Below are 13,236 nucleotides of genomic sequence, written 5' to 3' on the forward strand. Positions count from 1 at the left end.
AGATGATGCGCCTAACGCCGCCAGCTCATCGTCATGGATACCGAATCGGCGTAGCGCAGCGCATGCAGTTTATCGATCTCTACTTCAGCATAAGTGACCCAGTGATGTTCGCGTGCGATATCGAGCACATCCTGAGTTAATTTTTCCAGCAGAGAGAAGCGGTTATTCTCAATATGGCTAATAATGCGCTTGGTGATGGTGCGGTAGTTCAGCGCATCGTTAATGTCTTCGCTGTTGCGTGATTTCTCCGCCGGATAATGGATAGCGACGTTAACCACCACGTCCTGGCGGTTGGCGATCTCTTCCTCTTTAATTCCGATAAAAGTACGCAGGCGCAGGTTCTTAATTCGAATAATGGCGTCTGGTTGAGACATTGCAGGCTTCCTCCGTGTAGTAATTTCCGCCATCATACATCAAAGCTTCCCGGGCGAGCAGGGGGTTAATGGGCTTCTGTTTTCAGCAGCGCTTCAACGGTGGCCGGGCGCTGGCGAATGCGCTCGAACCAGTTATGCACCGCCGGAAAACTGGCGAGGTCGATACGCTGGCGCTGATGGGCATTCACCCACGGCCAGCAGGCGATATCGGCGATGCTGTAGTGATTGCCGCCAAGCCAGGGGCTCTCGCCAAGGCGCCGATTGAGCACGCCATACAGACGCTGCGTTTCCACCTGATACCGTTCAATGGCGTAGGGCACCGCCTGCGGAGCAAAGTGGTTGAAATGATGATTTTGCCCGAGCATCGGCCCTAACCCACCGACCTGCCAGAATAACCACTGTAGCGTAACGTGGCGTTCGCGGAGTTCGCCGCTCAGTAATTTGCCGGTTTTTTCAGCCAGATAAAGCAGGATCTCGCCGGACTCAAACAGGCTTAACGGGGCGCCGCCGTCGGCGGGAGCATCGTCAACGATCGCCGGGATCTTGTTGTTCGGTGAAATCGCCAGAAACGACGGTTGAAACTGCTCCCCCTTACTGATATCCACCCGGATCAGGCGGTAAGGCAGCTGCGCTTCTTCAAGGAAGAGCGTGATTTTGTGGCCATTAGGGGTGGGTGCGTAGTAAAGATCGATCATGAGAGTCCCTCGCCGTCACAGGTCGCAAACTTTTCGAGTATAGGTGAACTGGCATCATCCGGCAGGTTTGCCTCATTCTGGATGACTTTCGCCGATAGCGTACACCTCAGAGAAGTATGTAAGATCCTGAGGCTAGCGGTCAGTGACATCCTCTGAAAGACAGGATATGTTGGCGTATCGCCCCATTACATTAGCCATTGAGGATGCTATGAGCCAGCTCGCGATTACCCTGTGGTCCGACGCCGATTTTTTCTCGCCATATGTGATGTCCGTCTACGTTGCCCTGCAGGAAAAGAGCCTGCCTTTTACCCTAAAAACCGTCAACCTCGACAGCGGCGAGCATCTGCAAAGCGGCTGGAAAGGCTACAGCGCGACGCGACGCGTACCGCTGCTGGAGATCGGCGAGTTTTTTCTGAGCGAATCCTCCGCGATTACCGAATATCTGGACGAGCGCTTTGCGCCCCCGGAATGGGAGCGGCTTTATCCGCATGACCTGCAAAAGCGCGCGCGGGCGCGTCAGGTACAGGCCTGGCTGCGCAGCGATTTAATGCCGATCCGTGAAGAACGCTCAACGGACGTGGTCTTTGGCGGCGCAAAGAAGCCTCCGCTCAGCGACGCCGGGCAAAAAAGCGCCGCTAAGCTGTTTGAAACGGCTGGCGTACTGCTGTCCCACGGCGGGCAGAATCTATTTGGCGAGTGGTCCATTGCCGATACCGACCTGGCGCTGATGCTCAATCGACTGGTCCTTAACGGCGATGAGGTCCCCGCCGCGCTGGCGGATTACGCCGCCTTCCAGTGGCAGCGGGCGTCGGTACAGCGCTACGTCGCACTCTCAGCCAAACGCGCGGGCTGATAAGCTTCAGCGGTTCCGTTATCATAGACGCATCGTCATGCGTGGAGATAAATTGTATGAAGCTGATGTTTGCCTCGGATATCCACGGCTCTCTGCCTGCCGCTGAACGCGTGCTTGAGCTGTTCGCGCGCAGTGGGGCGCAGTGGCTGGTTATCCTCGGCGATGTGCTTAACCACGGGCCGCGTAACGCCCTTCCCGAAGGCTATGCTCCGGCCCAGGTCGCGGAGGCGCTCAATCGCGTGGCGGAGCGGGTGATTGCCGTACGCGGCAACTGCGACAGCGAAGTCGATCAGATGCTGCTCCATTTCCCCATTACCGCCCCCTGGCAGCAGGTTTTGAGCGAGCGAACCCGCCTGTTTCTGACCCACGGACATCTGTATAGCCCCGATAATTTGCCTCCCCTCGCCGCTGGCGATGTGCTGGCTTATGGTCATACTCATATTCCGGTTGCCGAGAAACGCGGTGAGATTTTCCTCTTCAACCCCGGCTCGGTCAGCATCCCTAAAGGGGGATTTACCGCCAGCTACGGTCTGCTGAACGAGGGGCAATTGCAGGTTTTAGCACTCGATGATAATCAGGTTATTGCAGAGGTCGCAATTTACCCGTAATTTACCCCTCAACCGTATAGACGCGCCGCAAGAGCGCTTTAAAAAGTAAGGTTTCCTGATGGCGGAACAGAATCATTTGGCAAGCACAGAATGGGTCGATATTGTTAATGAAAACAATGAGGTGATAGCACAGTCCAGCCGCGAACAAATGCGCGCGGAGTGTTTGCGTCATCGTGCGACCTACATTGTTGTTCATGATGGGATGGGCAAAATCCTGGTACAGCGCCGTACCGAAACAAAAGATTTCCAGCCTGGCATGCTGGACGCTACCGCCGGCGGCGTGGTGCAGGCTGACGAGCAAATGCTGGAGTCCGCGCGCCGGGAGGCGGAAGAAGAGCTCGGTATTGCCGGCGTGCCTTTTGCTGACCACGGGCAGTTTTACTACGAAGATAAACACTGCCGCGTCTGGGGCGGCCTGTTTAGCTGCGTCTCGCACGGGCCGTTCGCCCTGCAGGAAGAAGAAGTGAGCGAAGTGTGCTGGCTGACGCCGGAAGAGATCACCGCCCGCTGCGATGAGTTCACCCCGGATTCATTAAAAGCGCTGGCGCTGTGGATGACCCGCAATGCCAATAATGAGTCAGCAAAAAGCGAAAAGCAGGAAGAGGCCGAGTAGTTTTAACAGCTATCCCTCATGCATAAACTGGATGCGATGGGTCTTCTGTCGCTCCAGTTTCCCTCGCTAAGCCGCTCCAGAAGAGCACGGCCGGCTTCGATGCCAATCTTGTGATGCGGTACCGCCATCGTCGTTAACGGCGGCTGGCAGACCCGACTTACGTCACTATCCCCAAAGCCGACGACGGCTAAATCATCAGGAACTTTGATGCGCCGACGCTGGCATTCATACAGCGCTCCGCATGCCAGCTCATCGGAAACGCAGACCAGCGCATCGAGTTCCGGCCATGCCAGCAAAAACTCCGGCAGCTGTGAAGCGCCGGTGGAAAAGTTGGCGGGCAGCGCGGCGTTAATCACCCGGTTTGGCGACATGTGATGGCGCAGCATGGCTTTATACCATCCCTGTAAATGCTGCTGAAAAATCCACTGTTCCTGATTGGCGCACAGCAGACCGATATTCTGATAGCCGCGGTGGATAAGCATCTCCGTCAGCTCGAACATCGCCGCCACGTTATCAATGCCGATATTCATGTCGATAGGATCGGCGCGCATTGCGCCCATCTCCACCACCGGAATCGAGGCGTTCTGCAGCCAGTGGCGTACGGTATCGCTGTGCTCAACGCTCAGTAGAATGGCGGCGGCGATATTAGAAGCCAGCAGCGTTTCCAGTAGTTTCTCTTCCTGCTCCAGACGGTGCTGCGATTCCGCCAGCATGATTTGATATCCTGCCGGCTGTAATATCTGCTGAAGCCCGGCAAACATCGCCGAGCAGCCCGCTTCCGCAAGATTTGGCACCACCATGGCGATGGTTCGTGAGGAGGCTGACGCCAGCGCGCTGGCGGCAAGATTAGGCATGTACCCCAGCTCCTGCACCGCCGCTTCGATTTTTTCACGTAGCTTATCGGAAACTTGCTCCGGCGTGCGAAGGGCGCGGGACACGGTCATTGTTCCTACGCCAGCCAGTTGCGCAACGTCGGCGATCGTGACTTTTCCGGTACTACGCCGTTTTCGGGTTAGAGACATACACATTCCTGCTAAACAGACGTTTTTTATTATCATCCATTACTTCACGTGTCAGGAGTATACGCCTTAAACCGGCCTTTTTGCTGCGTTTTGATGGGATGATTGCGAATTGATAGCGCTATCACAAATCTGAATGTTCAACGTTGGTAGCGCTATCTTTGTGATCGCTCTCGCAGATAACTCTTGGCGGCTTGCATAAAGTTTGCCCATCTTTTGCTAAAAGTGGGGGTGACAAAATGCTCAAAACATGGCTCTCGGATGCCACCATCATGCTGCGGCAGAGCGTGGAAACCTGGCCACAGGCGCTGGACATCTGTGCCCAACCGCTGCTCAAGGCCGGTGTGATAGAACCTGCGTACGTAAAGGCCATCGTGGAGCAGCATCAAAGGTTGGGGCCCTACTATGTACTGGCTCCGGGTCTGGCGATGCCGCACGCGCGACCGGAGGAGGGAGCGAAAGGCTTAGGGCTGTCGCTGCTGAAGCTGGGGCAGGGCGTGTCCTTTGGCTCGGAAGAGTTCGACCCGGTTGATATTGTCATTATGCTTGCGGCCCCGGATAAGCATAGCCATATCGAAACAATCTCTGCGCTGGCGGAATTATTTTCCAGCGATGAAGATATGAATAAATTACATCAGGCAACCAACCTGGAGGAGATAAAAACTATCATCGCGCGTTTCTGATTTAATTTTATTATCCGACTTATAACCCATTACGCACCTGCGTGATGCGGACGTACTCTACCCAAAAAAGGTGATAACAATGAAAATTATGGCAATTTGCGGTTCTGGCCTGGGCAGTAGTTTTATGGTTGAGATGAATATTAAAAAGGTGCTGAAAAAGCTCGATATCGAGGCTGAGGTGGAGCACTCCGATCTGTCGTCGGCAACGCCGGGCGCGGCAGATTTATTCGTGATGGCAAAAGATATTGCCGCCAGCGCCAGCGTCCCGGAAAGCCAGCTGGTGGTGATTACCAACATCATCGATATTAACGAACTCGAAGCGCAGCTGCGCGCGTGGTTCGCCAGACAATAACTATTTATAGCGAGGTGGATATGTTTATCCTTGAAACGCTGAATTTTGTTGTTGATATACTCAAAGTACCTTCGGTACTGGTCGGTTTAATTGCCTTAATTGGTCTGGTAGCGCAAAAGAAATCTTTCTCCGATGTCGTCAAGGGAACCATTAAAACTATTCTGGGTTTTATTGTTCTCGGCGGCGGCGCGACGGTATTAGTCGGTTCGCTGAATCCATTGGGGGGGATGTTTGAACACGCATTTAATATTCAGGGAATTATCCCTAATAATGAGGCGATAGTTTCTATTGCGCTGGAAAAATATGGTGCTTCAACCGCGCTTATAATGGCGTTCGGGATGGTAGCGAATATTGTGGTCGCCCGGTTTACGCGCCTGAAGTACATTTTTCTCACCGGCCACCACACCTTCTATATGGCCTGTATGATCGGCGTGATTCTTACCGTGGCGGGTTTTGAAGGTATCGGGCTGGTCTTTACCGGTTCCCTGATCCTCGGCCTGGTGATGGCGTTCTTCCCGGCGCTGGCCCAGCGCTATATGAAGCGTATTACCGGCACGGATGACATCGCTTTCGGCCACTTCGGCACCCTGGGCTATGTCCTTTCGGGATGGATCGGTAGCGTCTGCGGTAAAGGCTCGCGTTCAACCGAAGAGATGAACCTACCGAAAAACCTGAGCTTCCTGCGCGACAGCTCCATCTCCATTTCGCTGACCATGATGATTATCTATTTGATTATGGCGGTGAGCGCGGGGCGTGAATATGTTGAAAGCACCTTCAGCGGCGGCCAGAACTACCTGGTATACGCCATCATCATGGCGATTACCTTCGCCGCCGGGGTGTTCATCATCCTGCAAGGGGTACGTCTGATCCTGGCGGAAATCGTCCCGGCCTTTACCGGATTTTCGGAGAAGCTGGTGCCTAATGCCCGTCCGGCGCTGGACTGCCCGGTGGTCTATCCCTATGCGCCCAATGCGGTACTGATTGGCTTCCTGTTCAGCTTCCTCGGCGGCCTGGTCGGGCTGTTCCTCTGCGGGCAGTTCAAGTGGGTGCTGATTCTGCCCGGCGTGGTGCCGCATTTCTTTACCGGCGCGACCGCCGGCGTATTTGGCAACGCCACCGGTGGGCGGCGCGGGGCGATGATCGGGGCGTTTGCCAACGGCCTGCTGATCACCTTCCTGCCGGTACTGCTGCTGCCGGTGCTGGGCGCGATTGGCTTTGCCAACACCACTTTCTCGGATGCGGATTTCGGCGCCGTCGGTATCGTGCTGGGTAACCTGGCCCGCTATTTGTCGCCGTTTGCCATTACCGGACTTGTGGTGGCGTTGTTCGTACTGCTGGTGGTGTACAACGTTTTTGCGAAAAAGAGATCTGCGGGCGGCGGCGCGCAGGAGAACAGCGGAGCTAAATCATGAATGTGAAAGAAGTGACCCAACTGGCGCGGGATATTCGCGTCGCCACCCTTAAATCGCTGACGGATCTCGGTTTCGGCCACTACGGCGGCAGTATGTCGGTTGTGGAGACGCTGGCGGTACTGTACGGCGCGGTGATGAAAATCGACCCCGCCGATCCGGACTGGCCCGAGCGCGACTACTTTGTGCTGTCGAAAGGTCATGCCGGCCCGGCGCTATACAGCACGTTAGCGATTAAGGGATATTTTCCGCTAGAAGAGCTGAGTACGCTAAACCAGAACGGTACGCGGCTGCCAAGCCACCCGGACCGGCTGAAAACGCGCGGGGTGGACGCCACTACTGGCTCGCTGGGACAGGGGATTTCCATCGCCGGCGGAATGGCGCTGTCGCATAAGCTGGCGGGGCGGGCGAATCGGGTATTCTGCATCGTTGGCGACGGCGAGCTGAATGAAGGCCAGTGCTGGGAAGCGTTCCAGTTTATTGCCCATCATTGCCTGAATAATCTGACCGTGTTTGTTGACTGGAACAAGCTACAGCTTGACGGCAGGCTGGACGAGATCATTCGCGCCTTCAATCTGGAAGATAAATTCCGCGCCTTTGGTTTTGACGTCGTTACCGTCAAAGGCGATGACATCCCCGGACTGCTGGCGGCGGTGCAGCCCGTTCCTCCCGTCGATGCGCGCCCGCGGGTAGTCATTCTCGATAGCGTGAAAGGCCAGGGCGTGCCGTATCTCGAGAATCTCAGTAATAACCATCACTTGCGCCTGACGGACGAGATGAAAGAGACGCTAAACGAGACGATTCGCCAGCTGGAGGCCGAACATGATTAAAGTTGCACCTGCAGGACAAAAAGATGCCGTAGAGATGCGTAAAGTCTATGCCGGGTTTGTCGCGCAGCAGATTGAAGCCCATAGCCCGATTATCGCCCTGGAAGCGGATCTGATGAGCTCTATGGCGATGGACGGCGTTGCGCGGCAGCATCCACAGCACGTCATCAATTGCGGCATTATGGAAGCGAACGTGATCGGCACCGCCGCCGGGCTATCGTTGACCGGGCGCAAGCCGTTTGTCCATACCTTTACCGCTTTCGCCAGCCGCCGCTGCTTCGACCAGCTGTTTATGGCGCTGGACTATCAGCGGAATAACGTCAAAGTGATTGCCTCTGACGCGGGGGTGACCGCCTGTCATAACGGCGGAACCCATATGTCATTTGAAGATATGGGGATTGTGCGCGGCCTCGCGCATTCGGTGGTGCTGGAAGTGACCGATGCGGTGATGTTCGAGGATATCCTGCGGCAGCTTATCGATCTCGACGGTTTTTACTGGGTACGCACGATCCGCAAACAGGCGCCGAGCGTCTACGCGCCGGGTTCGACGTTCACGATTGGCAAAGGTAATGTGCTGCGCGAAGGTGACGACATCACCCTGATAGCCAACGGGATCATGGTGGCGGAAGCCCTTGAGGCAGCGCGTCAGCTTGAGCAGGAAGGGGTCAGCGCGGCGGTGATTGATATGTTTACCCTGAAGCCCATCGACCGCATGCTGGTGAAAAATTACGCCGAAAAAACCGGGCGTATCGTGACCTGTGAAAATCACAGTATTCATAACGGGCTGGGATCGGCGGTGGCGGAAGTGCTGGTGGAGACCTGCCCGGTTCTGATGCGTCGTGTGGGGGTGAAGGAGCGCTATGGCCAGGTGGGAACGCAGGACTTTCTGCAGAAGGAGTATGGCCTGACGGCGCATGATATTGTCTCGGCGGCGCGAGAGCTGCTGTAAATAAAAAGGCGACCGTGAGGTCGCCTTTTTTCATCCAGCGGGCAGATTATGCTTGCTGCTGGGACGACTGAATCGCGGTCAGGGCGATGGTATAGACGATATCGTCAACCAGCGCGCCACGGGACAGGTCGTTCACCGGCTTACGCATCCCCTGCAGCATCGGCCCGATAGAGATCAGGTCGGCAGAACGCTGTACGGCTTTGTAAGTGGTGTTACCGGTGTTCAGGTCCGGGAAGATGAACACGGTAGCGCGGCCGGCAACCGGAGAGTTCGGCGCTTTGGATTTCGCTACGTCAGCCATGACCGCAGCATCGTACTGCAGCGGGCCGTCGATCATCAGGTCAGGACGTTTTTCCTGCGCCAGACGCGTCGCTTCGCGTACTTTCTCTACATCGCTGCCGGCGCCAGAGGTACCGGTGGAGTAGGAGAGCATGGCTACGCGTGGTTCGATGCCGAAGGCAATCGCGGAGTCTGCGGACTGGATAGCGATTTCAGCCAGCTGTTCAGCGGTCGGATCCGGGTTGATCGCGCAGTCGCCGTAAACGTAAACCTGTTCCGGCAGCAGCATGAAGAATACGGAAGAGACCAGAGAGCTACCCGGCGCAGTTTTGATCAGCTGCAGCGGCGGACGGATGGTGTTGGCGGTGGTGTGAACCGCGCCGGATACCAGGCCGTCGACTTCGTCTTGTTCCAGCATCAGGGTGCCGAGAACCACGTTGTCTTCCAGCTGCTCGCGGGCAACCGCTTCGGTCATGCCTTTGCTCTTACGCAGCTCGACCAGGCGAGCAACGTAGCTTTCGCGAACCACTTCCGGGTCAACGATTTCAATACCGGCGCCCAGCTCTACGCCCTGAGAAGCGGCAACGCGGGTGATTTCATCCGGGTTACCCAGCAGTACGCAGGTCGCGATACCGCGCTCGGCGCAGATAGCCGCGGCTTTAACGGTACGCGGTTCGTTGCCTTCCGGCAGCACAACACGCTTGCCTGCTTTACGCGCCAGCTCGGTGAGCTGATAGCGGAAGGCTGGCGGAGAGAGACGACGGCTGCGCTCGGAAGTCGCGGTCAGGGATTCAATCCAGTCGGCGTTGATATAGTTAGCCACGTATTCCTGAACTTTCTCGATGCGCTCGTGATCGTCAACCGGCACTTCCAGGTTGAAGCTCTGCAGGCTCAGAGAGGTCTGCCAGGTGTTGGTGTTAACCATGAATACCGGCAGGCCGGTAGCAAACGCGCGTTCGCACAGCTTGCTGACGCGCGGGTCCATTTCATAGGCCCCGGTCAGCAGGATGGCGCCGATTTCCACGCCGTTCATCGCGGCCAGGCAGGCGGCGACCAGTACGTCAGGACGGTCCGCGGAAGTGACCAGCAGAGAACCTGCGCGGAAGTGTTCCAGCATGTGCGGAATGCTACGCGCACAGAAGGTGACGGACTTCACGCGGCGGGTATTGATGTCGCCTTCGTTGATGATGGTGGCGTTCAGGTGATGCGCCATATCAATCGCGCGGGTGGCGATCAGATCGAAGCTCCACGGCACCGCGCCCAGAACCGGTAATGGGCTACCGTTCTGCAGCTGAGCCGGATCGATCTTCACGACTTTTGCTTTGGAAGAGTCGTCGAAGATTTCCGACAGGTCCGGGCGAGTACGGCCCTGTTCGTCAACCGGCGCATTCAGCTTGTTGACGATGACGCCGGTGATGCTGGTGTTTTTCGCGCCGCCGAAGCTGCTGCGGGTGAGCTCAATGCGCTCTTTCAGCTGTTCCGGGGTATCGGTACCCTGGGACATCACAAAGACGATTTCAGCGTTCAGCGTTTTCGCGATTTCGTAGTTCAGAGACTGGGCAAACTGATGTTTGCGGGTCGGGACCAGACCTTCAACCAGCACCACTTCAGCATCCTGCGTGTTGGCGTGGTAGTTGGCGATGATCTCTTCCATCAGCACGTCTTTCTGGTTGCTGGAGAGCAGCGACTCAACGTGGCTCATTTTCAACGGCTCTGCGGCCGGAAGGTCGGAGTTCGCGCGAATGATGGTGGTGGTCTGGTCTGGCGCATCGCCACCGGCACGCGGTTGAGCGATAGGTTTAAAGACGCTCAGGCGAACGCCTTTACGTTCCATAGCACGGATGACACCGAGGCTGACGCTGGTCAGGCCTACGCTGGTTCCGGTAGGGATCAGCATGATTGTACGGGACACGATATATCCTCTTTCGTTACCGCCAGTATCAGGCGGGATACAAAACAGCACCGCCAGCTAGGCTGGCGGTGTGGAATCAGGCGGTCAGACGGTTGGCGTCCTGCGCGATGACCAGCTCTTCGTTGGTCGGAATGACGATAGCCGGGCGAGTGCCTTCTTTGTTGATGAAGCCAGACTTGCCGAAACGGGCAGCCAGGTTACGCTCGTGATCAACTTCAAAGCCCAGTACGCCCAGTTTGCCCAGAGACAGTTCGCGAACCATCGCGGCGTTTTCACCGATACCACCGGTGAACACAACGGCGTCCAGACGACCGTCCATCAGCGCGGTGTAGGAGCCGATGTATTTTGCCAGGCGGTGGCAGTAAACGTCCATTGCACGTTTAGCGTCAGCTTTTTCCTGGTAGTTGTCTTCAACATAGCGACAGTCGCTGGTCACTTCGGTCAAACCGAGCAGGCCGGACTCTTTAGTCAGCATTTTGTTGATGGCGTCTACGCTCATGCCCAGGGCATCGTGCAGATGGAAAATGATTGCCGGGTCGATATCGCCAGAACGCGTACCCATCACCAGGCCTTCCAGCGGAGTCAGACCCATGGAAGTGTCAACGCATTTACCGTTGCGGATAGCGGAAACGGAACCACCGTTGCCCAGATGGCAGGTGATGATGTTCAGCTCTTCAACCGGTTTGTTCAGAACTTTCGCGGCTTCCTGAGTCACATAGAAGTGGCTGGTGCCGTGCGCGCCGTAGCGACGTACGCCGTGTTCTTTGTACAGGCTGTACGGCAGGGCATAGAGGTAAGATTCTTCCGGCATGGTCTGATGGAACGCGGTGTCGAACACGGCAACGTTCTTGTCTTTCAGATTAGGGAAGGATTTCAGGGCTTCTGCGATACCGATCAGGTGCGCCGGGTTGTGCAGCGGGGCGAAAGACGCGGAGTCTTTAATTCCCTGAATAACGGAGTCATCGATAACGACGGAGCTGGTGTATTTTTCACCACCGTGAACGATGCGGTGGCCGATTGCGGTCAGCTGAGCAGACAGTTCTGGTTTTTGTGCCAGAATAGTGTTAACGATAAAGTTCAGCGCTTCACTGTGAGCAGCGCCAGCGCCTAATTCGGCTTCTTGCTTGCTGCCATCCATTTTCCATTTGATACGGGCTTCAGGAAGATGGAAACATTCTGCTAAACCAGACAGGTATTCGTCACCGTTGACGGCATCAAGGATAGCGAATTTCAGAGAGGAGCTACCGCAGTTCAGAACCAGTACTAACTTACTCGACATGGAAGTACCTTTTATGATACGTGGCTAAAAAAACGTCAGTGTGTCACAAAGCGTAGCGCAGGATGACATTGACATTTATGATTAACATCATGCCTTGTACTGTTTTCGGGCACGATGAGAGAAGTACATTTGATTTTATGTCATTTTGCATAATTTTCAGCCAGTGGCAGAATATGCGATAATTTGACTAACCTGGTAAAAGGGTCTAACCGCCCCTCAGGTGCGCACAGAATACCTGATTGAGTGCGCCATTGCCAAAATCTTTTGAACGTTGTCATACACAGTTGGTGTTTTGCACAAATTTTTTAAGTTTTATATGTAAAGTTGAGGTAAGCCATGTCCGGTCCCGAGAATCGCTCTGTGAGTTTTTTTGGCTTGTTTCGCCACGGGCAGCATTATGCAAAGACCTGGCCTCTGGATAAGCGCCTTGCTCCGGTGTTTATTGAAAACCGCATTATTCGCGCCACGCGTTATGCGATTCGTATCATGCCGCCGGTGGCGATTTTCACGCTGTGTTGGCAAATCGCCCTCGGTGGCCAGCTGGGCCCGGCCGTCGCCACCGCGCTGTTTGCGCTGAGCCTGCCGATGCAGGGTTTATGGTGGTTGGGCAAGCGTTCAGTGACGCCGCTGCCGCCGTCGATACTGAGCTGGTTTTATGAAGTGCGCGGTAAACTGCAGGAGGCCGGGCAGGCGTTAACGCCGGTAGACGGAAAGCCTGATTATCAGGCTTTAGCTGACACGCTTAAGCGCGCCTTCAAACAACTGGATAAAACTTTCCTTGATGATTTGTAATTGCATCGGGAAAACGCATATAAAAGAAGGCGCATAATTCATGCGCCTTCTTTTTTCACGCCGTAAAAGTGCAACAGGAGTCAAAAATGGAAATGACCAATGCGCAGCGTCTGATTCTGTCGAATCAATACAAAATGATGACGATGCTCGATCCGGACAACGCTGAACGCTACCGCCGCCTGCAGACCATCATTGAGCGTGGATACGGGCTGCAGATGCGCGAGCTGGACCGCGAGTTTGGCCAGCTTACCGAAGAAACGTGTCGCACCATCATTGATATCATGGAGATGTATCACGCGCTGCATGTCTCCTGGACGAATCTGAAGGACGCCAGCGGGATTGACGAGCGTCGGGTCACCTTCCTCGGCTTTGACGTGGCGACCGAGGCCCGCTACCTCGGCTATGTCCGCTTTATGGTTAACGTTGAAGGGCGCTACAGCCACTTTGACGCCGGGACTCACGGCTTTAACTCCCAGACCCCAATGTGGGAAAAATACCAGCGCATGCTGAGCACCTGGCACTCCTGCCCGCGCCAGTATCATTTAAGCAGTAACGAAATTAATCAAATTATCAACGCCTGATGGAGGTTCCC

General features: G+C 55.5%; 15 protein-coding genes. 10 read left to right on the top strand and 5 right to left on the bottom strand.

Annotation, left to right across the window (positions count from 1 at the left end):
- Positions 1-11 precede the first annotated feature (11 nt).
- The gene (gene folX / locus CMQ96_RS08680; RefSeq protein ID WP_004104107.1) at positions 12-374 is read right to left on the bottom strand and encodes a dihydroneopterin triphosphate 2'-epimerase; all 363 of its coding nucleotides are present in this window, start codon (positions 372-374) and stop codon (positions 12-14) included.
- 65 nt (positions 375-439) lie between these two features.
- Entirely contained in the window at positions 440-1,069 is a 630-nt protein-coding gene (gene yfcG / locus CMQ96_RS08685) for a GSH-dependent disulfide bond oxidoreductase (RefSeq protein WP_049087139.1), read from the bottom strand.
- Positions 1,070-1,277: 208 nt separating this feature from the next.
- On the opposite strand from yfcG, the gene yfcF reads away from it, so the two are divergent.
- The 3 genes from yfcF to yfcD are packed head-to-tail and all read left to right on the top strand — an operon-like array spanning position 1,278 to position 3,143.
- Complete coding sequence (gene yfcF / locus CMQ96_RS08690; RefSeq protein ID WP_098066603.1) at positions 1,278-1,922, top strand: glutathione transferase; 645 nt, start codon at positions 1,278-1,280, stop codon at positions 1,920-1,922.
- Positions 1,923-1,978: 56 nt separating this feature from the next.
- Positions 1,979-2,530, top strand: coding sequence for a phosphodiesterase (gene yfcE / locus CMQ96_RS08695; RefSeq protein ID WP_004870910.1), 552 nt, complete (start codon positions 1,979-1,981; stop codon positions 2,528-2,530).
- 58 nt (positions 2,531-2,588) lie between these two features.
- Positions 2,589-3,143 carry an NUDIX hydrolase YfcD gene (gene yfcD, locus CMQ96_RS08700; protein ID WP_004852867.1) on the top strand — a complete coding sequence of 185 codons (555 nt, stop codon included), beginning with the start codon at positions 2,589-2,591 and terminating at the stop codon, positions 3,141-3,143.
- 2 nt (positions 3,144-3,145) lie between these two features.
- Here yfcD and CMQ96_RS08705 read toward each other — a convergent pair whose 3' ends face one another.
- Positions 3,146-4,165: a LacI family DNA-binding transcriptional regulator gene (locus CMQ96_RS08705; RefSeq protein ID WP_004870912.1), complete on the bottom strand. Its 1,020-nt coding sequence runs from the start codon at positions 4,163-4,165 to the stop codon at positions 3,146-3,148.
- Between the two features lie 236 nt (positions 4,166-4,401).
- On the opposite strand from CMQ96_RS08705, the gene CMQ96_RS08710 reads away from it, so the two are divergent.
- The 5 genes from CMQ96_RS08710 to CMQ96_RS08730 all read left to right on the top strand — a co-directional run bounded on the left by CMQ96_RS08710 (position 4,402) and on the right by CMQ96_RS08730 (position 8,382).
- Positions 4,402-4,845, top strand: a complete 444-nt coding sequence (locus CMQ96_RS08710; protein WP_004870914.1) for a PTS sugar transporter subunit IIA — start codon at positions 4,402-4,404, stop codon at positions 4,843-4,845.
- Between the two features lie 79 nt (positions 4,846-4,924).
- Positions 4,925-5,197 (top strand): PTS sugar transporter subunit IIB, encoded by a 273-nt coding sequence (locus CMQ96_RS08715; RefSeq protein ID WP_004870916.1) that lies wholly within the window; start codon positions 4,925-4,927, stop codon positions 5,195-5,197.
- A 20-nt stretch (positions 5,198-5,217) separates the two neighbouring features.
- Positions 5,218-6,609 (top strand): PTS ascorbate transporter subunit IIC, encoded by a 1,392-nt coding sequence (locus CMQ96_RS08720; protein ID WP_049087141.1) that lies wholly within the window; start codon positions 5,218-5,220, stop codon positions 6,607-6,609.
- Positions 6,606-7,436 (top strand): transketolase, encoded by an 831-nt coding sequence (locus CMQ96_RS08725; protein ID WP_049131210.1) that lies wholly within the window; start codon positions 6,606-6,608, stop codon positions 7,434-7,436. Before CMQ96_RS08720 ends, CMQ96_RS08725 begins: the two co-directional genes overlap by 4 nt.
- Entirely contained in the window at positions 7,429-8,382 is a 954-nt protein-coding gene (locus tag CMQ96_RS08730; protein ID WP_098066605.1) for a transketolase family protein, read from the top strand. Before CMQ96_RS08725 ends, CMQ96_RS08730 begins: the two co-directional genes overlap by 8 nt.
- 46 nt (positions 8,383-8,428) lie before the next feature.
- Here the strand turns inward: CMQ96_RS08730 and pta are convergent, their stop codons facing one another.
- Together pta and ackA are read right to left on the bottom strand one after the other, a co-directional pair.
- The gene (pta, locus tag CMQ96_RS08735) at positions 8,429-10,573 is read right to left on the bottom strand and encodes a phosphate acetyltransferase (protein ID WP_024359270.1); all 2,145 of its coding nucleotides are present in this window, start codon (positions 10,571-10,573) and stop codon (positions 8,429-8,431) included.
- Between the two features lie 76 nt (positions 10,574-10,649).
- Positions 10,650-11,852: an acetate kinase gene (ackA, locus tag CMQ96_RS08740; RefSeq protein ID WP_004123156.1), complete on the bottom strand. Its 1,203-nt coding sequence runs from the start codon at positions 11,850-11,852 to the stop codon at positions 10,650-10,652.
- Positions 11,853-12,188: 336 nt separating this feature from the next.
- On the opposite strand from ackA, the gene yfbV reads away from it, so the two are divergent.
- Positions 12,189-12,644 (top strand): terminus macrodomain insulation protein YfbV, encoded by a 456-nt coding sequence (gene yfbV, locus CMQ96_RS08745; RefSeq protein WP_024359269.1) that lies wholly within the window; start codon positions 12,189-12,191, stop codon positions 12,642-12,644.
- An 86-nt stretch (positions 12,645-12,730) separates the two neighbouring features.
- Positions 12,731-13,225 carry a YfbU family protein gene (locus CMQ96_RS08750; protein WP_004123152.1) on the top strand — a complete coding sequence of 165 codons (495 nt, stop codon included), beginning with the start codon at positions 12,731-12,733 and terminating at the stop codon, positions 13,223-13,225.
- Positions 13,226-13,236: the final 11 nt, after the last annotated feature.

This window comes from Klebsiella sp. MBT K-1 (assembly GCF_002556465.1).
Lineage (GTDB): Bacteria > Pseudomonadota > Gammaproteobacteria > Enterobacterales > Enterobacteriaceae > Klebsiella > Klebsiella grimontii.

Coding starts and splice junctions, on each gene's coding strand:
- CMQ96_RS08705 (WP_004870912.1), bottom strand. CDS start 4,165: ATGTCTCTAACCCGAAAACGGCGTAGTACCGGAAAAGTCACGATCGCC.
- folX (WP_004104107.1), bottom strand. CDS start 374: ATGTCTCAACCAGACGCCATTATTCGAATTAAGAACCTGCGCCTGCGT.
- yfbV (WP_024359269.1), top strand. CDS start 12,189: ATGTCCGGTCCCGAGAATCGCTCTGTGAGTTTTTTTGGCTTGTTTCGC.
- CMQ96_RS08750 (WP_004123152.1), top strand. CDS start 12,731: ATGGAAATGACCAATGCGCAGCGTCTGATTCTGTCGAATCAATACAAA.
- CMQ96_RS08720 (WP_049087141.1), top strand. CDS start 5,218: ATGTTTATCCTTGAAACGCTGAATTTTGTTGTTGATATACTCAAAGTA.
- yfcF (WP_098066603.1), top strand. CDS start 1,278: ATGAGCCAGCTCGCGATTACCCTGTGGTCCGACGCCGATTTTTTCTCG.
- CMQ96_RS08725 (WP_049131210.1), top strand. CDS start 6,606: ATGAATGTGAAAGAAGTGACCCAACTGGCGCGGGATATTCGCGTCGCC.
- CMQ96_RS08710 (WP_004870914.1), top strand. CDS start 4,402: ATGCTCAAAACATGGCTCTCGGATGCCACCATCATGCTGCGGCAGAGC.
- yfcD (WP_004852867.1), top strand. CDS start 2,589: ATGGCGGAACAGAATCATTTGGCAAGCACAGAATGGGTCGATATTGTT.
- CMQ96_RS08715 (WP_004870916.1), top strand. CDS start 4,925: ATGAAAATTATGGCAATTTGCGGTTCTGGCCTGGGCAGTAGTTTTATG.
- yfcE (WP_004870910.1), top strand. CDS start 1,979: ATGAAGCTGATGTTTGCCTCGGATATCCACGGCTCTCTGCCTGCCGCT.
- CMQ96_RS08730 (WP_098066605.1), top strand. CDS start 7,429: ATGATTAAAGTTGCACCTGCAGGACAAAAAGATGCCGTAGAGATGCGT.
- ackA (WP_004123156.1), bottom strand. CDS start 11,852: ATGTCGAGTAAGTTAGTACTGGTTCTGAACTGCGGTAGCTCCTCTCTG.
- yfcG (WP_049087139.1), bottom strand. CDS start 1,069: ATGATCGATCTTTACTACGCACCCACCCCTAATGGCCACAAAATCACG.